The 18,285-nt window shown below is 63.7% G+C and carries 18 protein-coding genes; 12 read left to right on the plus strand and 6 right to left on the minus strand.

The annotated features are described in order from the left end of the window. Window positions 1-8: 8 nt before the first annotated feature. Both gatA and gatC read right to left on the minus strand, forming a co-directional pair. On the minus strand, window positions 9-1,496 hold the full coding sequence (gene gatA, locus ACGYLA_RS07655; protein WP_394431585.1) for an Asp-tRNA(Asn)/Glu-tRNA(Gln) amidotransferase subunit GatA: 1,488 nt from the start codon (window positions 1,494-1,496) through the stop codon (window positions 9-11). Then, the gene (gene gatC / locus ACGYLA_RS07660; RefSeq protein WP_209219074.1) at window positions 1,496-1,783 is read right to left on the minus strand and encodes an Asp-tRNA(Asn)/Glu-tRNA(Gln) amidotransferase subunit GatC; all 288 of its coding nucleotides are present in this window, start codon (window positions 1,781-1,783) and stop codon (window positions 1,496-1,498) included. Before gatC ends, gatA begins: the two co-directional genes overlap by 1 nt. A 328-nt stretch (window positions 1,784-2,111) precedes the next feature. Here gatC and ACGYLA_RS07665 point away from each other — a divergent pair, with 328 nt between their 5' ends. From ACGYLA_RS07665 to ACGYLA_RS07675, 3 genes are all read left to right on the plus strand, one after another. Further along, a complete protein-coding gene (locus tag ACGYLA_RS07665) occupies window positions 2,112-2,804 on the plus strand; it encodes a metal-dependent hydrolase (RefSeq protein WP_394431587.1) in 693 nt (230 codons plus the stop codon). 73 nt (window positions 2,805-2,877) lie between these two features. Beyond that, window positions 2,878-3,036: a hypothetical protein gene (locus tag ACGYLA_RS07670; RefSeq protein WP_394431589.1), complete on the plus strand. Its 159-nt coding sequence runs from the start codon at window positions 2,878-2,880 to the stop codon at window positions 3,034-3,036. A 16-nt stretch (window positions 3,037-3,052) separates the two neighbouring features. Continuing rightward, on the plus strand, window positions 3,053-3,742 hold the full coding sequence (locus ACGYLA_RS07675) for a VIT family protein (RefSeq protein ID WP_067267575.1): 690 nt from the start codon (window positions 3,053-3,055) through the stop codon (window positions 3,740-3,742). Window positions 3,743-3,820: 78 nt separating this feature from the next. Here ACGYLA_RS07675 and ACGYLA_RS07680 read toward each other — a convergent pair whose 3' ends face one another. Next, window positions 3,821-4,597, minus strand: coding sequence for a Bax inhibitor-1 family protein (locus ACGYLA_RS07680; RefSeq protein WP_394431591.1), 777 nt, complete (start codon window positions 4,595-4,597; stop codon window positions 3,821-3,823). Between the two features lie 625 nt (window positions 4,598-5,222). Here ACGYLA_RS07680 and ACGYLA_RS07685 point away from each other — a divergent pair. The 4 genes from ACGYLA_RS07685 (at window position 5,223) to ACGYLA_RS07700 (ending at window position 8,366) form a co-directional block, all read left to right on the plus strand. Next, window positions 5,223-5,597 (plus strand): helix-turn-helix domain-containing protein, encoded by a 375-nt coding sequence (locus ACGYLA_RS07685; RefSeq protein WP_168612238.1) that lies wholly within the window; start codon window positions 5,223-5,225, stop codon window positions 5,595-5,597. An 83-nt stretch (window positions 5,598-5,680) separates the two neighbouring features. Next, window positions 5,681-6,481, plus strand: a complete 801-nt coding sequence (gene hisN / locus ACGYLA_RS07690; RefSeq protein WP_394431593.1) for a histidinol-phosphatase — start codon at window positions 5,681-5,683, stop codon at window positions 6,479-6,481. Window positions 6,482-6,615: 134 nt separating this feature from the next. Next, window positions 6,616-7,950, plus strand: a complete 1,335-nt coding sequence (locus ACGYLA_RS07695; protein WP_394431595.1) for an 8-oxoguanine deaminase — start codon at window positions 6,616-6,618, stop codon at window positions 7,948-7,950. Next, on the plus strand, window positions 7,947-8,366 hold the full coding sequence (locus ACGYLA_RS07700; protein ID WP_271693224.1) for a CAP domain-containing protein: 420 nt from the start codon (window positions 7,947-7,949) through the stop codon (window positions 8,364-8,366). The genes ACGYLA_RS07695 and ACGYLA_RS07700 overlap by 4 nt, the downstream gene beginning before the upstream one ends. Before the next feature lie 27 nt (window positions 8,367-8,393). Here the strand turns inward: ACGYLA_RS07700 and guaD are convergent, their stop codons facing one another. Beyond that, entirely contained in the window at window positions 8,394-9,695 is a 1,302-nt protein-coding gene (gene guaD / locus ACGYLA_RS07705; protein WP_394431597.1) for a guanine deaminase, read from the minus strand. Between the two features lie 122 nt (window positions 9,696-9,817). On the opposite strand from guaD, the gene mgtE reads away from it, so the two are divergent. From mgtE to ACGYLA_RS07725, 4 genes are all read left to right on the plus strand, one after another. Next, window positions 9,818-11,221 carry a magnesium transporter gene (gene mgtE, locus ACGYLA_RS07710; protein WP_394431599.1) on the plus strand — a complete coding sequence of 468 codons (1,404 nt, stop codon included), beginning with the start codon at window positions 9,818-9,820 and terminating at the stop codon, window positions 11,219-11,221. Next, entirely contained in the window at window positions 11,218-11,805 is a 588-nt protein-coding gene (locus tag ACGYLA_RS07715) for a 5-formyltetrahydrofolate cyclo-ligase (protein WP_394431601.1), read from the plus strand. The genes mgtE and ACGYLA_RS07715 overlap by 4 nt, the downstream gene beginning before the upstream one ends. Before the next feature lie 38 nt (window positions 11,806-11,843). Next, window positions 11,844-12,656 (plus strand): TIGR00282 family metallophosphoesterase, encoded by an 813-nt coding sequence (locus ACGYLA_RS07720; protein WP_168612244.1) that lies wholly within the window; start codon window positions 11,844-11,846, stop codon window positions 12,654-12,656. Between the two features lie 95 nt (window positions 12,657-12,751). Next, the gene (locus tag ACGYLA_RS07725; protein ID WP_394431603.1) at window positions 12,752-14,524 is read left to right on the plus strand and encodes an SLC13 family permease; all 1,773 of its coding nucleotides are present in this window, start codon (window positions 12,752-12,754) and stop codon (window positions 14,522-14,524) included. A gap of 1 nt (window position 14,525) precedes the next feature. Here the strand turns inward: ACGYLA_RS07725 and ACGYLA_RS07730 are convergent, their stop codons facing one another. Further along, complete coding sequence (locus ACGYLA_RS07730; protein WP_394431605.1) at window positions 14,526-15,560, minus strand: hypothetical protein; 1,035 nt, start codon at window positions 15,558-15,560, stop codon at window positions 14,526-14,528. Window positions 15,561-15,879: 319 nt separating this feature from the next. Here ACGYLA_RS07730 and ACGYLA_RS07735 point away from each other — a divergent pair, with 319 nt between their 5' ends. Next, window positions 15,880-17,325, plus strand: a complete 1,446-nt coding sequence (locus ACGYLA_RS07735; RefSeq protein ID WP_394431607.1) for a hypothetical protein — start codon at window positions 15,880-15,882, stop codon at window positions 17,323-17,325. Window positions 17,326-17,393: 68 nt separating this feature from the next. Here the strand turns inward: ACGYLA_RS07735 and ACGYLA_RS07740 are convergent, their stop codons facing one another. Continuing rightward, a complete protein-coding gene (locus tag ACGYLA_RS07740) occupies window positions 17,394-18,251 on the minus strand; it encodes a bile acid:sodium symporter family protein (protein ID WP_394431609.1) in 858 nt (285 codons plus the stop codon). Between the last annotated feature and the right edge of the window lie 34 nt (window positions 18,252-18,285).

Raw genomic sequence — 18,285 nt, forward strand, 5'->3', positions numbered from 1 at the left:
TCTGCGGCTTACCACCATTTCTCGGGCTTGGCCACAAAACCGGCGGCCTTCTCCAGCGCATAGGCGGAGGAAAGCAGGTCTGCCTCTTCCCACGGGCGCCCGATCAGTTGCAGACCCAGCGGCAGACCCGTGCTGCTTTGCCCCGTGGGCAGCGCCACGCCGGGCAGACCGGCGAGGTTCACCGTCACGGTAAAGACGTCGTTGAGATACATAGCCACCGGATCGGCGTCCTTCATCTCGCCCAGACCGAAGGCAGCGGAGGGGGTTGCCGGGGTCAGGATGCTGTCGATGCCTTGGGCGAAGACGTCTTCGAAGTCCTTCTTGATCAGCGTGCGGACCTTGCGGGCGCGGTTGTAATAGGCGTCGTAGAAACCGGCGGAGAGCACATAGGTGCCGACCATCACGCGGCGCTGAACCTCATGGCCGAAGCCCTCGGCGCGGGTTTTTTCGTACATCTCGGTGATGCCGTCGCCGTGGTCGAGCTTGGCGCGGTGGCCAAAGCGCACGCCGTCATAGCGCGCGAGGTTCGACGACGCCTCGGCAGGCGCGATGACATAATAGGCGGGCAGGGCGTATTTGGTGTGCGGCAGCGAGATGTCGACGATCTCGGCGCCCGCGTCTTTCATCATGGCGATGCCGTCGGCCCACAGCTTTTCAATCTCCTCGGGCATGCCATCCATGCGATATTCGCGCGGAATGCCGATCTTTTTGCCACGGATGTCGCCGGTGAGCGCCGCCTCGAAGTCCGGCACGGCCAGATCGGCGCTGGTGCTGTCCTTGGCGTCATGGCCGCACATGGCTTCCAACATGATGGCCGCGTCGCGTACCGTCTTGGTCATCGGCCCAGCTTGGTCGAGTGAGGAGGCGAAGGCCACGATGCCCCAACGCGAGCAGCGGCCATAGGTCGGCTTGATCCCCACGGTGCCGGTGAAGGCGGCGGGCTGGCGGATTGAGCCGCCGGTGTCGGTGCCGGTGGCCGCAAGGCAGAGGTCGGCTGCCACGGCGGCAGCAGAGCCGCCGGAGGAGCCGCCGGGTGTCAGTTCCGCCGTGTCGCCTTCGCGCCGCCACGGGTTCACCGCGTTGCCGTAGACCGAAGTTTCGTTGGACGAGCCCATGGCGAACTCGTCCATGTTGAGCTTGCCCAGCATCACCGCGCCGCTGTCGCGCAGCTTCTGGCTGACGGTGCTTTCATACTCGGGCAGAAAGCCTTCAAGGATGCGGCTGCCAGCTTGGCTTGGCACGCCCTTGGTGCAGAAAAGGTCCTTGATGCCGATGGGCAGGCCGCACATGGCCGGCGCGTCGCCCTGTTTGAGCCGCGCGTCGGCCTCGGCGGCCTGTTCCATCGCGATCTCGGGGGTGCGGTGCACAAAGGCGTTCAGCGCGCCTGCGCCGTCGATGGCCTTGAGGCAGGCTTCGGTCAGGTCTTTCGAGGTGGTCTCACCCTTGCGCAGCGCGTCGCGGGCTTCGGCCAGGCTCAGTTTGTTCAGATCGGTCATTATTCCACCACCTTCGGCACGGCAAAGAACCCTTCACGGGCATCGGGGGCATTGGCCAGCACGCGGTCCTGCTGGTCGCCATCGGTGACCACGTCTTCGCGCCGCTTCAGGCGCTGCGGGGTCACAGAGGTCATCGGCTCGACGCCGTCGACATCCACCTCGGACAGCTGTTCGATAAAGCCGAGGATGGTGTTGAACTCTTCCGCCAGCGCCGGAAGCGCGTCGGGTTCAACCTTGATCCGGGCCAGTTTCGCCACGCGTGCGGCGGTGTTTTCGTCGATCGACATGAACATCTCCATCTCTTTGAGGCTCCTCTACCGTTTGGGGGCGGGCCTCGCAAGGGTTTGAGAGGTTCGGAACGGAGCCGGGCGGCGCCAGACCGGGGGATGGTGCTTGCTCGGAGGCAGTTGGGCAATTCATGGCCGCGGCGGTATTCGGTAATGTCGGGATGGCGTCGGTGTTGCAGAAGCGCCAGCCCGTCGGGCCGGACTGGCGCTGCCCGTCACGCATGCGCCCCTGATTCCGGGCTAGGGTGGCATGTTCGGGGGTTACTTGATTCCGCGCAGCATAGGGTCAAATCTGATGTTAGACCCACCGCAATCAGGAGGACCCCCCATGAACATCATCTGGCTCGGCCACGGCTCATTCCGCATCGAGATCGAAGACCAAGTGCTGCTGATCGACCCTTGGCTCAAAGAAAACCCCATGCTGGACGACGCGCACCATGCCGATGCAATCAAAGGCGCCACGCAGATCCTCGTGACCCATGGCCATTTCGACCACACGGCAGACATCGCTGACATCGCCAGCCGCACCAATGCCCCGGTCGCGGGGATGGTCGAGCTGATGGGCTGGCTGGAAAGCAAAGGCGTGCAGCAGACCACGGGCTTTAACAAAGGTGGGACGATCCGCGCGGGCGAGGTGGCGATCACCATGGTTCCGGCCTCGCATTCCTCCTCGGTAGAGGGCGAGAACGGCCCGATCTACACCGGGATGGAGACCGGCTTCATGATCTCGGGCGAGGGGCATACGATCTACCATTCCGGCGATACGGCGATCATGGCGGATATGGATTGGATGGGCGACTATCACAAACCCGATATCGGCATTCTCTCGGCGGGCGGGCATTTCACGATGGACATGGCGCAGGCCGCCTATGCCGCCAAACGCTACTTCGATTTCAAGACCGTCATTCCCTGTCACTACCGCACCTTCGACGCGTTGGAGCAATCGGCGCAGACGCTGATCGACGGGCTTCCGGGCGTCGATGTGGTTGAGCCGCAGGTGATGCAGCCGATCACCGTCTGATCCTCCTCCGCCCCGACGCCTTGCGCGGCGGGGCGGAACGGGGGATACCTGAAGGAACTGCCGGGGGAATGCCATGTTTGCCAAATCGACTGCCGTGATCTTGCTGCTGACACTGGGGGCCTGCGCACCGTTGAGCCGGGCGGAGCCTACCGGCAGTGTCGGCTTTACCGGGGTGGGCGGCGACGGGCCGGTCATTTTCCCGGCGCATCTGTTGGTGTATCAGCCGCAGTAGACGCAAGGCGGGTCAGATGCCCAAAGAAGGCCACTTCATCAACCGCAGCAACTGGCTGCGCGCCGCCGTTCTGGGGGCCAACGATGGTATCGTCTCCTCTGCCAGCCTGCTGGTCGGGGTGAGCGCGGCGGGTATGACGCAGGGCAATGTCCTGCTGACGGGGCTTGCGGGCCTCACCGCCGGGGCGCTGTCGATGGCGGCGGGGGAATATGTCTCGGTCTCGGCGCAGGCGGATGTGGAGAAGGCCGATCTGGAGCGCGAGCGCGTCGCCCTGATCGAAGACCCGGACTATGAACTCAGCGAACTGGCCGAAGGGCTGGAGAACCGGGGCGTGCAAAGCGACCTCGCCCTAGAGGTTGCCACCCAGATGACAGACCATGACGCCCTCGGCGCCCATGCGCGCGAAGAGTTGGGCATGTTCGGCCTCGCCGGTCAGGCCGATCCGTTACAGGCGGCGGGCGCTTCGGCATTGGCCTTTGCCTTGGGGGGCGGTCTGCCGCTGTTTGCGGCGGTTCTGGCCCCTGCGGGGCTGCGCGGCGTGACCATCGCCTTGGTGGCGCTGTTGGCGCTGATACTGCTCGGCGCGGGCGGCGCGCAACTGGGCGGTGCGCCAAAGCGGCCCGCCATCGGGCGCGTCGTGGTTTGGGGCGGTCTGGCAATGGCCGTGACGGCCGGGGTCGGGCACCTTTTCGGCGCGATTGGGTGAGCGGCTTGGCCTAAGAAGGTGCCAAAGAAAAAGGCCGGTCCTTTCGGAGCCGGCCTTTCGCATTAGATGGCAGGGCGATTACTCGCGGTTGCCGAAGAGCGACAGCAACATCATGAACATGTTGATGAAGTCCAGATAGAGGCTCAGCGCGCCCATGATCGCGGCCTTGCCCAGCCACTCGGTGTCGCCGTGATGGGCGTGGGCCAGATACTCGGTCTTGATCTTCTGGGTGTCATAGGCGGTCAGGCCCGCGAAGATCAGAACACCGATGGCCGAAATCGCGAACATCAGCGCCGAGGAGGCGAGGAAGATGTTGACGATCGACGCGACGACCAGACCGATCACACCCATGATCAGGAAGCTGCCCCAGCCGGAGATGTCCTTTTTCGTGGTGTAGCCCCAGAGCGACAGACCCGCGAAGGCGATGGAGGTGATCAGGAAGACCTGCGCGATCGAATAGCCGGTGAAGACCAGAAAGATCGAGCTGATCGAGATGCCCATGACGGCGGCGAAGGCGTAGAACACAACCTGCGCCGTGGCGGCGGACATGCGGTTGATCATGGCGCCAAAGCCGAAAACAAAGGCCAGAGGCGCAAACATCACGACCCATTTCAGCGGCGAGGCATAGAGCGCATAACCCAATTGCGTCAGGTATTTATCCTGGCTGAGCTGCGCCACGGCGGCGGAGGGATCGGTGGTGACCGACAGGCCCGAGATGGCCCAGGCCGCGGCGAAGGTGATGAGCATGCCGATCGACATGGTGCCATACACCTTGTTCATATGAGCGCGCAGACCCTCGTCGATCGCGGAGACGCGCGCCCCGGCAGCAGAGCGAATTGAATTGACGTCAGCCATTTAGTGACTCCCATTGGCAAAGTTGCGTGTCGAAACCCGGCCGACACGTTCTTGGGTCTGAATATCGGGCCTGAGGGGGCGAATTTCAAGTGTCTTGCGGGCTGATAACACGGCAATAATCGCGGGTTTTTCGGGTGGGGATGTTCGGGGCATGCGCGGGGCGTCGGCTTGCCCTGTGCGCGCCTTGGACGGGGCTGCCGCGACCGGTCGATCGGCGGAAAAGCACCGATGCGTTTTGGGCGGCGCACGCGTGGGCAGCAGCCATTCCCACCGCCCCAAACACGAAAAGATGGCATTTGACGCATTCCGACGGGAACCGATTGATATCCTTCGCGTTCATCCAGTGGTTGCCGAGCGGGAAACCGACAGGCCCAAGGAAACTTGGGGATTTCACACCCGCCGGTCGCAGAGAGAGAGGGGCAGTGCACCGCCTGAGGTTGCAGTCGATACAGGGCAGATTTTTACCATCCCGTGAAAATTCTTGGCCGAATTCAACGCAACCGCTATGATAGGAGGTAGAACTTTCGCGCAACCCCTGCGGTATCGTGCGAGGCGACGGCACACTTCGTCCTTGTTTGGAACTGAGATTGGCACGATCGCATGTGCCCTATAAGGATTAGAGAATATGGTGCATGTGGTAGATGTACATGTAGGCAAACGTATCCGGCAGCGCCGCTGGCTGACGGGGATGACCCAGCAGAAACTGGCGGAACTGGTTGGGATCAAATTCCAGCAGATACAGAAATACGAAACCGGCGCGAACCGCGTCAGCGCATCTCGGCTGTGGGATATCGCCGATGCGCTCGGGGTGCCGGTGTCTTTCTTCTTTGAGGGTCTGAAAGACGAAGAGGTCGCGGAGGGGGCGCCGATGGACGGGCTGCCCGCCGATCTGATGGCCGATAAGGAAGCGATGGAACTGGTGCGCTCTTACTACGCCATCCCCGAAAACCAACGCCGCCGTCTGTTCGAACTGGCCCGCGTGTTGAGCGACGTGGCCTGATCGGCGCCGGAAGTCTCCCATCGACGCTTCTCTAAGGCTCTGACAGGCTTGCGCTAAGGGGCGCAAACTGTCAGGTCTTTGTCATGATGAACACCACCGATTTCGATCCCGATATTCGCCGCGTCGCCCATCTGATGGCGGATGCGGCGCGGCAGGTCATCCTGCCTTATTTCCGCAGCCTTGGTTTGCAGGCCGACAACAAGCTCGGCACGGGTTTCGATCCGGTGACGGAGGCCGATCGCGCCGCCGAACGGGCGATGCGCGATATTCTGGCGGCGGAACGGCCCGCGGATGGCATCTTAGGTGAGGAATATGGCGCGCAGCCCGGCACATCGGGGCTGACTTGGGTGCTCGACCCCATCGACGGGACGCGCGGCTTTCTCAGCGGCACACCGACTTGGGGCGTGCTGATCGCGGTCTCCGATGCCTCGGGGCCGTTCTATGGCATCATTGACCAGCCCTATATCGGGGAGCGGTTCGAGGGGGCGCCGGATGGCGCGCTGTTGACCGGGCCCCACGGCAGCCACCCTTTGCAGACCCGTGCGGCGCGAGACCTGCGGCAGGCCATCGTTTTCACCACATTCCCCGAGGTCGGCAGCAGCGAGGAGGGCAGCGCCTTTCGCGCCGTCGCCTCGCAGGCGTTGCTGACCCGCTATGGCATGGATTGTTATGCCTATGCGTTGGTCGCGGCGGGGCAGGTCGATCTGGTGATCGAAGCGGGGCTGAACGCCTATGACATTCAAGCGCCGATCGCGGTGATCCAAGCCGCCGGGGGCATCGTCACCGATTGGCAGGGCAACCCGGTGCATGAAGGGGGCAGGGCGCTGGCCGCGGCCAACCGCGACATCCACGCGCAAGCGCTTGCGATCCTTTCCGCCTATTGATCCAATTGTCGGGAAAGCCCGGATTGACCGGCCCCGGCGGGATGCGATAAATCCCGCAGAAGGTCGGTTCTCTCGCCCGTTTTCCACCGATCACACACGCTTTGCATGAGACGGGCATAGCGAAAGTGTGACCTATGGCAGAGACGCTCATCCGCGGCGCGGATTACCTGATTACGATGGACGACACCCGGCGCGAGCTTGCGGGCGCGGATCTGCTGCTGCGCGACGGGGTGATTGTCGAGATCGGGCAGGGCCTTCGGACAGAGGGTGAGATTGTCGAGGCGAAGGGCTGTGTTGTCACGCCGGGCCTCGTGAACACCCACCACCATCTCTACCAAAGCATGACCCGCGCCGTGCCGGGGGCGCAGGATGCGCTGCTCTTTGGCTGGCTGCAACGGCTCTACCCGATCTGGGCGCGCATGGGGCCAGAGCATATGTTCGTCTCGGCCCAGATCGGGCTGGCGGAATTGGCACTCTCGGGCTGTAGCCTGAGTTCGGACCACCTTTATCTCTACCCCAACGGCGTGCGGCTGGAGGATACGATCCACGCCACCGCCGAACTTGGGCTGCGCTTTCACCCCACCCGCGGCTCGATGAGCATCGGCGAAAGCGATGGCGGCCTGCCGCCCGATGCGCTGGTGGAGCGTGAGGCGGCCATTTTGGAAGACTGCATCCGCGTGGTCGACGCCTTTCACGACCCCGCCGAAGGGGCGATGTGCCGCGTCGGATTGGCACCCTGTTCGCCCTTTTCGGTTAGTCGCGAATTGATGCGCGACACGGCGCTGCTGGCGCGCGACAAGGGCGTGATGCTGCACACCCATTTGGCCGAGAATGCCGAGGATGTCGCCTATTCGCAGGAGAAATTTGGCTGCCGCCCGGGGGAATATGCCGAAAGCCTCGGCTGGCTCGGCGACGACGTTTGGCACGCCCATTGCGTGCAGTTGGACGGGGCCGAGATCGACCTTTTCGCCCGAACCCGCACCGGGGTTGCGCATTGTCCCTGCTCGAACTGTCGCCTCGGCTCGGGCATCGCGCCGGTGCGGGCGATGCTGGACGCGGGCGTGCCGCTGGGGCTGGGCGTCGATGGCTCGGCCAGCAACGACAGCGGCAATCTGGCTGCCGAGGCGCGGCAAGCGATGCTGTTGCAGCGGGTGGCCCGCGGTGCCGACGCGATGAGCCCGCGCGCGGCGCTCGAACTGGCCACGCGGGGCGGTGCGGATGTGCTGGGGCGGCCTGACTGCGGGCGGCTGATGCCCGGCAAACGAGCCGATGTGGCGATTTGGGATGTTTCGGGCGTGCAAAGCGCGGGCAGTTGGGACCCGGCTGCGCTGCTTCTTGCCGGTCCCACGGCGGTGCGCGACCTTTTCGTTGAAGGCCGACAGGTGGTGCGCGATGGTCAGATTACCACCATCGACTTGGCCGCTCAGGTGGCGCGGCAGAATCATTTGGCGAAAGGCTTGGCTGAATGAAGCCGGTTTTATTCTCGATACTGATGCTGGCGGGGATGCCCGCTTTGGCCGATCCGATGGGGTTGGACAGGGTGAACGCCCTGCGCGATGTGAAGGGGTTGCAGCCCCTGAGCTATGACAGCCGTTTGGAACAGGCGGCAAAGGACCACGCCCGCGACATGGCCACGCATGACTATTTCAGCCACCAAGGCCGCGATGGCACCGATGTTGGCCGCCGCGCGGCGGTGGCAGGCTATGAATGGTGTTTCGTGGCCGAGAATATTGCCAAGGGGCAGCAATCGCTCGATGAGGTCATGACCGGCTGGACCAACTCGCCCGGGCATTACCGCAATATGGTCGACGCCCGGGCCGAGGAGATGGGGCTGGTCCGTGCCGATGACGCGGTTTGGGTCATGGTGCTGGGCGCGCCCTGCTGAGCCCAGCCATAGGCGGGGGGGGGGGCGTTACGCCGTGCCGCCCTGCCGCGCGCCCGCCACCCAAACATCCGCAATCGCGCGGTCATCGCCCATCATGATCGTGGCGAAAAGGCTTTCCCAAATGTCCTTGGCCGCCGCGTGGCGCTGCGCGATGGCGGGGGTGGAGTCGAGCGACAGCACGGTGATGTCGGCCTCCATCCCTTCGGCCAGTGAGCCCACATGATCTTGCAAATGCAGGCTGCGGGCCGAGCCCGCGGTCGCCAGCCAAATGAGCTGTGCCGCATGCAGCGGCGTGCCGCGCAACTGGCCGACCTCATAGGCCGCTGCCATGGTGCGCAGCATCGAAAAGGACGAGCCGCCGCCGGTATCCGTCGCCAGCGCCAGTGGGATGCCCCGCGCGGCAAGGCCGGTCATGTCGAACAGCCCCGAGCCGATGAAGGTGTTTGAGGTCGGGCAGTGCACCAGCGCGCCGCCCGTCTCTGCCAGACGGTCGATCTCGCGCGGTTCCAGATGGATCGCATGGCCGTAGAGGCCGCGCTCGCCCAGCAGGCCATGGGCCTCATAGGTATCAAGGTAATCGCGCGCCTCTGGAAACAGCCCGCGGACCCATTCGATCTCATCCGTCTGCTCGCTGAGGTGGGTCTGCATCAGACAACTCGGATGCTCCGCCCAAAGCGCACCGAGGGCCGAGAGTTGCTCGGGCGTGGAGGTGGGCGAGAAACGCGGCGTGATCGCATAGGTCGCGCGGCCCTTGCCGTGCCAGCGCTCAATCAGCGCTTTGCTGTCATCATAGGCCGATTGCACTGTGTCACGCAGCCCTTCGGGGGCATTGCGGTCCATGCAGGTCTTGCCCGCGACGATCCGCTGGCCGCGTTCTTCCGCCGCCTGAAACAGCGCGTCGGCGCTGTGGGGGTGGATGGTGCAATAAGACGCGACCGTGGTGGTGCCATGGGCCAGCGTCAGGTCCAGATAGCGCGCGGCGATCTCGCCCGCATAGGCCGGATCCGACAGGCGCATCTCTTCGGGGAAAGTATAGGTGTTCAGCCAGTCGATCAGCCGCTTGCCCCATGAGGCGATGATCGCGGTCTGCGGGTAGTGCACATGGGCATCGACAAAACCCGGGCAGATCAGCGCATCGGCGTAGCGTGTCACCTCGGCCTGCGGATGCGCGGCGCGCAGCGCGTCCCCCTTGCCGACGGCGGCGATCCTGCCATTTTCGATCAGCACACCGCCTTGGGTGTCGATCTTCACGGCATCCTCCCAAGCGCTTTGCATCGGGTTGCCGGAATAGGTGAGCGTCGCGCCCAAAAGGAGTCGTTGATTTGTCATGCCAGTGGTTTAGGTGAGGGCGGGACGGGGAACAATACCGAAGCGTCGCTGGTGCCGTTGTACCGGCTTGGGCGCTCGCATACTATCGTTCTCAACAAAGGCGCAGAGACGGAGAGCAGCGGATGTCAGAGCAGATCGAAGAGCTGGATCCGGCGGCCTCCCCTGAAGAGCGTGCTGAGGCCTATGTGCTGGACCGCAAAGCGGTGGCCGCGATCCTTGAGGCGGTGGAGGCCAAGGATCAGGCGCATCTGACCCAACTGATGGAGCCGCTGCACGCGGCGGATATTGCCGACCTTCTTGAGCAGATCGACGAGGACGACCGCGCCGCCTTGATCCGGCTTTACGGGCAGGAGTTCGACGGGGAAATCCTGTCGGAACTCGACGAGTCGGTCCGTGAGGAAGTCATCAGCATCCTGACGCCGCAGGTTCTGACCCAAGCGGTGCGCGAGCTGGACAGCGACGATGTGGTCGACCTGATCGAAGATCTGGAAGACGCGCAGCAGGAAACCATCCTCGACGCGCTGGAAGAGACCGACCGCGTCGCGGTGGAACAGGCGCTGAACTGGCCCGAATATTCCGCCGGTCGTCTGATGCAGCGCGAGGTTGTCATGGCGCCGGAGCATTGGACGGTGGGCCAAGCCATCGACCATCTGCGCGCCACCAAGGAAGAAGACCTGCCGGATCAGTTTTATCACATCGTCATGGTCGACCCGCGACTGCATCCGGTGGGCAATGTGACCTTAGGCAAGCTCATGCGCTCGCGCCGCGAGACGCGTCTGGCGGATATTCTGGAAGAGACGTTTCAGATCATCCCCGCCATGCGCGATGAGGGCGATGTGGCCTATGCCTTCAACCAGTACCACCTGATCTCGGCCCCCGTGGTCGACGAGGAGGGGCGGCTCATCGGGGTCATCACCATTGACGATGCCATGGCCGTGCTCGACGAAGAGCATGAGGAAGACATCCTGCGTCTGGCGGGCGTGGGCGAGGGGTCGCTCTCTGACCGGGTGACGGAGACGACGAAGCAGCGGCTGCCGTGGCTTGCGGTGAACCTTGTGACGGCGATTGCGGCTTCGGTGGTGATCTCGCAATTCGAGGCGGCGATTGCGCAGATCGTGGCGCTGGCCGTGTTGATGCCGATTGTGGCCTCCATGGGTGGCAACGCAGGCACGCAGAGCTTGACGGTGGCGGTGCGGGCCATCGCGACCAAAGACCTCACCGGCTCCAACGTTTGGCGGGTGATCCGGCGCGAGGTTTTGGTGGGGCTGGTCAACGGGCTGATATTCGCGGTGATCATGGGCATCGTCGGCGTGCTTTGGTTCGGCTCGCCGGGGCTGGGCTATGTCATCGCCACGGCGATGGTGATCAACCTCGTGGTGGCGGGGCTTGCGGGCACCGGCATCCCGATCTTGCTCGAGCGGTTCGGGGTGGACCCGGCGCTCGCCTCGGGCGCGTTTGTGACGACGGTGACGGATGTGGTGGGCTTTTTTGCCTTCCTCGGCCTTGCCGCCTTGGTGCTGTTGTGAGCGATTGCGCCGCCCGGAAGGCCGAGGCGCGCAAGGCGGCCTTTGCCCGCCGTAAGCCCTTGTTCGATCAAGCGAATGCGGCGCAGGCGGGCTATCTTTCCGAGGTTTTGGCGGGCTACCGCGGCGTGCCGCTGTCGGGATTCATGCCGATCCGAACGGAGATTGATCCACGCCCCGCCATGGCTGAGGCTTGCGCCCATGGTCCCGTCGGCGTGCCAGTGATCAAAAAGCCGAACCACCCGCTGTCCTTTGCCCGTTGGACCCCCGAGACAGCGATGGTGCCGGGCACCTTCGGCGCGATGATCCCCGCAGAAACCGACTTTTTTGAGCCCGAGATCGTGATCGTGCCGCTATTGGCCTTCAACCGCGCGGGCGGGCGGCTGGGCTATGGCGGCGGCTTTTATGACCGTACGCTGGCGATGCTGCGCGGACGGCGGGCCACGCTGGCCATTGGCTTTGCTTTCGCAGGGCAAGAGTGGGACGACATCCCGCTGGAAGACACCGACGCGCCGCTTGATCTGATCGTGACCGAGGCCGGGGTGATCGAGGTCGCGCCGGGCCAACCCCCGTCCCGAGCGGAATAAGGGTTGCCGCCAAGCCGCGCGCGTCCTAGTCCATGGGCATGAAGATTTTGTTTCTTGGCGATGTGATGGGCCGGGCCGGACGGCGGGCGATCACCGAAAATCTGGCGCGGCTTCGGCGCGACTGGAAGCTCGATTTCATTGTGGTGAATGGCGAGAATGCGACCGGCGGCATGGGGCTTTCGGGCGCACATGCCAAGACGCTGCTGGATGCCGGGGCCGATTGTCTGACCCTTGGCGATCACGCTTTCGACCAGAAAGACATGCTCAGCTTTATCGAGCAGGAGCCGCGGGTAATCCGCCCGCTGAACTTCTCCAAATCCGCGCCGGGCAAGGGGGCTAAACTCTTCACGGCGCAGAACGGCAAGAAGGTTCTGGTCACCCAAGCGCTTGGGCAGGTCTTTATGAAGCGCCCTTTCGACGATCCCTTCTCGGCGCTGGAGCCGGTGCTGAAAACGCATCCGTTGGGCGGAATGGCGCAGGCGATCATTGTCGATATGCACTGCGAAGCCACGAGTGAGAAGATGGCCATGGGCCATTGGTGCGACGGGCGAGCGAGCCTTGTGGTCGGCACCCATACCCATGTGCCCACGGCGGATGCGATGATCCTGCCGGGCGGGACGGGCTACCTAAGCGATGCTGGCATGTGTGGCGATTATCATTCGGTGATCGGCATGGACAAGGCCGAGCCGCTGCGCCGTTTCATCACCGGCATGCCGCGCGAACGTTTCACTCCCGCCAATGGCGAGGCGACCCTGTCGGGCGTCTATATCGAGACTGACGACCGCACGGGTCGGGCCACGCGGATCGTGCCGGTGCGCGAGGGCGGAACGCTTCAGGCCAGCGCGCCCTAAGAACAGGAATGCGCGGCCCCATGCGTCGCGCTTGCACCGAGGGCGGCAATCGGCGTAACTGGACAGCGGCCTTTTGCCCGAATGACAGGTTCTTGATGGAATTTTTCAGCTTCTCTCCGATGGAGACGGCGGTGCTGACCCTCGTGGTCGTCGGCATGATGTTCGTGCTTTTCCTGCGCGAAGCCTTTCCGACCGAAGTGGTCGCCATCGCCGGGGCGGCCTTGCTGCTGGCGCTTGGCGTGCTGCCCTATGACGACGCCCTTGAGGTGCTTTCAAACCCCGCGCCATGGACCATCGCGGCGATGTTCATCATCATGGGGGCCTTGGTCCGCACCGGCGCGCTGGATGTCTTGACGCGACTGGCCGAACGTTCGGCCAAGACGCATCCCAAAACGGCGGTGGCGGGGGTGATCCTGTCGGTCATGGCGGCCAGTGCGATTATGAACAACACCCCCGTGGTGGTAGTGATGATCCCGGTGGTGGTGCAGTTGACCCGCACGCTGAACACCAAGGCCTCCAAGCTGTTGATACCGCTCAGCTATGCCGCGATCATGGGCGGCTCTCTGACGCTGATCGGCACCTCGACCAACCTATTGGTCGACGGCGTGGCGCGGTCGCAGGGCATGGCCCCTTTCGGCATTTTCGAGATCCTGCCCGTGGGCCTTGTGGTCTGCGCTTGGGGCTTGCTTTACATGCTGCTCTTCGCTGACCGGCTGCTGCCCGCGCGCGACAGCATGGCGAATATGCTCTCTGACCGATCCAAGATGAAATTCTTTACCGAGGCGGTGATCCCGCCCGAAAGCAACCTGATTGGCCGCGAAGTGCTGGACGTGCAGCTTTTCAAACGCGAGGGCGTGCGGTTGATCGACGTGGTGCGGGGCGACGACTCGCTGCGCCGCAACCTTAAAGGGGTCGAGCTTCAGGTCGGCGACCGCGTGGTGCTGCGCACCCAGATGACCGAGCTTCTCAGTCTGCAAAACAACAAGGAACTCCGCCGGGTCGATCAGCTTTCGGCAGTGGAGACCACGACCGTCGAAGTGCTGATCACCCCCGGTTGCCGGATGGTGGGGCGCAGCTTGGGCTCGATGCGGCTGCGGCGGCGCTATGGGGTCTATCCGCTGGCGGTGCACCGCCGGAATCAGAACATCGGCCAGCAGCTTGACCAATTGATCGTCAAGGTCGGCGATACGCTGCTGCTGGAAGGGGCTGCCGAAGACATCCAGCGGCTGGCGAGCGAGATGAACCTTGTCGATGTGACCCAACCTTCGGCCCGGGCGTTCCGCCGGGGTCATGCGCCGATCGCCATTGCCGCCCTCGTGGGGATCGTGGCGCTGGCGGCCTTCAACGTGGCGCCCATCCTCCTGCTGGCCGTGATCGCCGTGGCCGTGGTGCTGGTGACGGGCTGTATCGACGCGGAGGAGGCTTTCTCTTTCGTCGAGGGGCGGCTGCTGGCGCTAATCTTTGCCATGTTGGCGGTTGGCGCGGCCTTGCAGAATTCCGGCGCGATCACGCTAATCGTCGACAATATCGCGCCGGGGCTGGCGCAATTGCCGCCGTTTTTCATCATCTGGGCGGTGTTCCTGCTGACCACCATCCTGACCGAGATCGTCAGCAACAATGCCGTGGCGGTGATTATGACGCCGATTGCCATCAGCCTCAGCACCGCGCTTGGCATGGACCCGCGCCCGCTGGTGGTGGCGGTGATGATCGCTGCCTCCTGCGCCTTTGCCACGCCCATCGGCTATCAGACCAACACGCTGGTTTACGGGCCGGGGGGCTATCGCTTCACCGATTTCATGCGCATCGGGATCCCGCTGAACCTGAGCATGTCGGTGCTGGTCAGCGCGGTGATCCCGCTCATCTGGTAGCTTAGGCGCTGCGCGGCACGTCGGACTGGGCGACGATTGCGTCAAAGCCCGCTTGCGCCTCAAGGAAGTTACGGGTCAGCGGGGCGGTGAGTTCGGATTGGTCCGAGAAATAGGCCCCGACCCGACAGATATGGGCCGCGAATTCAGGATGCACCCCGGCGTCATCATAGCGCCGGATGCGGTCCTTGCTCAGCCAGCCGCGCTTCTTGGCCTCTTTGCTGATCAGTTTGAGCCGCTGCACCGCATGGAAGGTCAGGTAGACCGAGAGGTAATCGAGGTAGTCGGGCAGGGCGACGCCGCAGGTCGGATCGAAGGCGTCGATCACCACATCCACCATATCCGGCGGGGCGATGGGCCATGCCTCATCCCCGATCAGCCAAGCGATGTCTTCGGCCCCGTGGCGCAGACCGGCATATTCAAAGTCGAACCAGCGCAGCTTGTCATCCGCGCCAATCGCGGCATTGCCTGAACGGCAGTCCCATTTGACGAATTGCCGCGCCGGGGCGTTGATGCGCTCATAGGCGGCGGTGCGGTCGAACTGCCCCGAGATGCCGCCGCCGAGGTCTTTTAGAAAATCCACCGCATCGACAAAGTTCAGCACCCAGTCGCGGTTGTTGCCCAGATGCGGCATGATCGCGTTCAACTCGGTCTGGCGCGCGGCGCCGTGGATGCGGAAGATGGCTGAGACAGCCTCGGCTGCGAGGTCAAGCTGTTCGGCGCGTTCCACCCGCGCGACCTCGACGTTGAGGCGGCGTTTGCCGACGTCGGATTGGAACATGATCTCGCCCACCACGCCCAGACATTCGGGAAGGTCGCTGCAGTGGCGGCCAAGCTCGGTCAGCACATGGGCTTCGAGATGGGTGCGGCGGAAGTTCGGGCGCAGGGTGGCGATCACCGTGCGGTCGGTCAGATGCAGCCGAAAGCTCGACCGGTTTTCGCCGCCCGGCGCCGATACCCGCGCCACATCTTGCCCGAAATGCTTGCGCGCCGCCGCGGCGATCTGGGCCTGAGCGCTTTGTTCCTTGGGTCGTGCCATGGGGCCTCCGCTGGTGTTTTCGCCTGTCTAGGTCGGCTGGCTGACGAGGGTACGGCGGGTTTTGGGCAAAACAAAGGCAATTTCCACTTATCCCGACGGGAGTGATTCGCACCCCATCAGCGCATTTGACCTATACGAAAGAACAATGCCCTCTCAGGGTGTCTCACTGTTTCGACTTATCACGCTTTGTCGGCCCAATTTACCCAAAAAATGGAAAGAATTTGGCGGAAATAGGCGCCGCTGCTAGGTTTAAAGGCCAGTGGGGGATGCGGCGCTGCAAAGCGGCCGCGGCTGCAAATGCATATGAGGGATTGGCGTCATGGGTTACAGATTCTCAAAGGGTTGGAACAGCAAGGACAATAGCTGGTCCACTGGCGGTGAAGCGGAAAGCGGTTGCGATGCCAGCGGAACGAAGTCCTATCACAACGGCGGGGTAGAGGGCTCCTCCTTCGCGAAGTGGTATGACAAGCACTTGGCCGAGAAGTTCGACGGGAACGATGACGGCAAAGGCTTTGGTTCGGGTGGGACCAAGGGGTCCGGTTCTGGCGGCACGAAAGGTTCCGGCTCGGGTGGTACAAAGGGTTCCGGTTCGGGTGGCACGAAGGGGTCTGGCTCGGGCGGCACCAAGGGTTCCGGTTCTGGTGGTACGAAAGGTTCGGGCTCTGGCGGTACGAAGGGCTCCGGCTCTGGTGGCACCAAGGGCTCCGGCTCGGGTGGCACTAAGGGTTCCGGTTCTGGCGGTACGAAAGGCTCTGGCTCCGGTGGCACCAAGGGTTCCGGTTCTGGCGGTACGAAAGGCTCCGGTTCTGGCGGTACGAAGGGTTCCGGCTCGGGTGGCACCAAGGGTTCCGGCTCCGGTGGCACCAAGGGCTCCGGTTCTGGCGGTACGAAGGGCTCCGGCTCGGGTGGCACTAAGGGTTCCGGTTCTGGTGGCACGAAGGGCTCCGGTTCCGGTGGCACCAAGGGTTCCGGTTCCGGCGGTACGAAAGGCTCCGGTTCTGGCGGCACGAAGGGCTCCGGTTCTGGTGGCACCAAGGGCTCCGGTTCTGGTGGTACGAAAGGCTCCGGCTCGGGGGGCACCAAAGGCTCCGGCTCTTGCGGCACTAAGGGGTCTGGTTCGGGTGGTACGCAAGGGGGTGATACCGGTGGCGACGATAAGTCCGTTCTTAATTTCCTGATGGGAGAGAGTGGGGAGATCACAATCGCCGTCACGGAAACGCCGGAGGGGCAGTTGCACTTCAACCTCTCGCCCACTGATCCCGAAGCGGAATCCCACGCTGACATCAACGGGCTTTTCTTCAATGTGACTGATGGCAGCGCAATCGAAGAACTGAACTTCTTCCCTGATGTGAACGCCGAAGGCTATCACCTGACGGATGTGAAGGCCGTGGATGACGGTGTCGACGGTTTCGACGATGGTCCCCAAGCGGGAGGCAGCTTCGATGTGGGTCTGCAGTTCGGCACGACCGCTGACAGTTCCGATGATGAGGTCACAAGCACGAACTTCACCCTATGGACCTATCCCGGCTCGCTGTCTTTCGAAGATATCGATCTGAGCGGCATGCGTGTTGTGGTGGACTCGGATGAGAGCGGCGGCGAGGTGCTTGAGGTGTCCGGTATGGTCGATCCTGACATGGAGGACTCCGATGCCGATACCTCCGACCCCGCGAGCGCCCTCATGGACGCGCTGACCCTCACTTCCGTGCCGGAGGAGGAAGACGAAGGGGGCGACACCTGCGAGGATGACGCCTTCGACATGGCCTAAGGGGCCGTCAGTCTAAAAACGAAAGGCGCGTCCCTCGGGGCGCGCCTTTTGCTTGGCGGGCGTCGCCCTCAGCGTCCGCGCATCCAAAGGACGAAGGGCAGGGCCACCAGATACATCGTGATGCCATAGACCGCCGAGGGTAGGGCATAGGCGCTGAACCCCGACGCTTGGCCCGAGATCAACCCGGCGAGGGTGATGCCAAGCGTTGCGTTCTGGATGCCCACTTCGATCGAGATCGTCTTGCGCGTCTGCCACGCCAGCCCGGCCGCTGCGGCAATGCCCAGCCCCAGCAACATCAGCGCCGCGTTCATGCTAATGAGCGCGGGACCAAGCCGGGCGAGGTTCTCGGTGAAAATGCTCCAATTTCCGGCCAATGCGGCGAGGACAATCAGCACGAAGAGCAGCGCGGCGAGGGCGGAGAGGCCCGGCTCGATCCGCGCGGCAAAGCCGGGGGCGAGGTGGCGCAGGGCAAGCCCAAGCGCCACGGGCAGGGTGGTGATCACGAACATCGCCACCGTCAGCGCCGCGACCGAAACATCCGGCGCGGCATCGCCCATGAAGTGCCGCACGGCGATGGCGGTGAAGACTGGCACGGTCAGGATGCTCAGAAGCGAGACCACTGCCGTCAAAGTCACCGACAGCGCCACATCGCCCCGCGCGAATTTGCTGATCATATTCGAGGTCACGCCGCCCGGGCAGAAGGAGAGGATCATCAGCCCCACGGCCAGTTCTCCGCGCAGGCCGAAGGCCATGGCCACCGCCCATGCGGCAGCGGGCACCAGCACCACTTGGCAAAGCGCGCCCAAGGCAAAGGCGCGCGGATATTTCGCCACGCGGGTGAAGTCTGGGACCGTGAGGCCCACGCCCAGCGACAGCATGATGATCGCCAATGACAGCGGCAGTACGACGCTGATTAGAATGTCCATTTGTCCCCCCAAAGCTGACCTTCAGCCTAGGGGC

Origin of the sequence: Sulfitobacter sp. 1A13679, assembly GCF_043557115.1 — a bacterium.
Taxonomy (GTDB): Bacteria; Pseudomonadota; Alphaproteobacteria; order Rhodobacterales; family Rhodobacteraceae; genus Sulfitobacter; species Sulfitobacter faviae.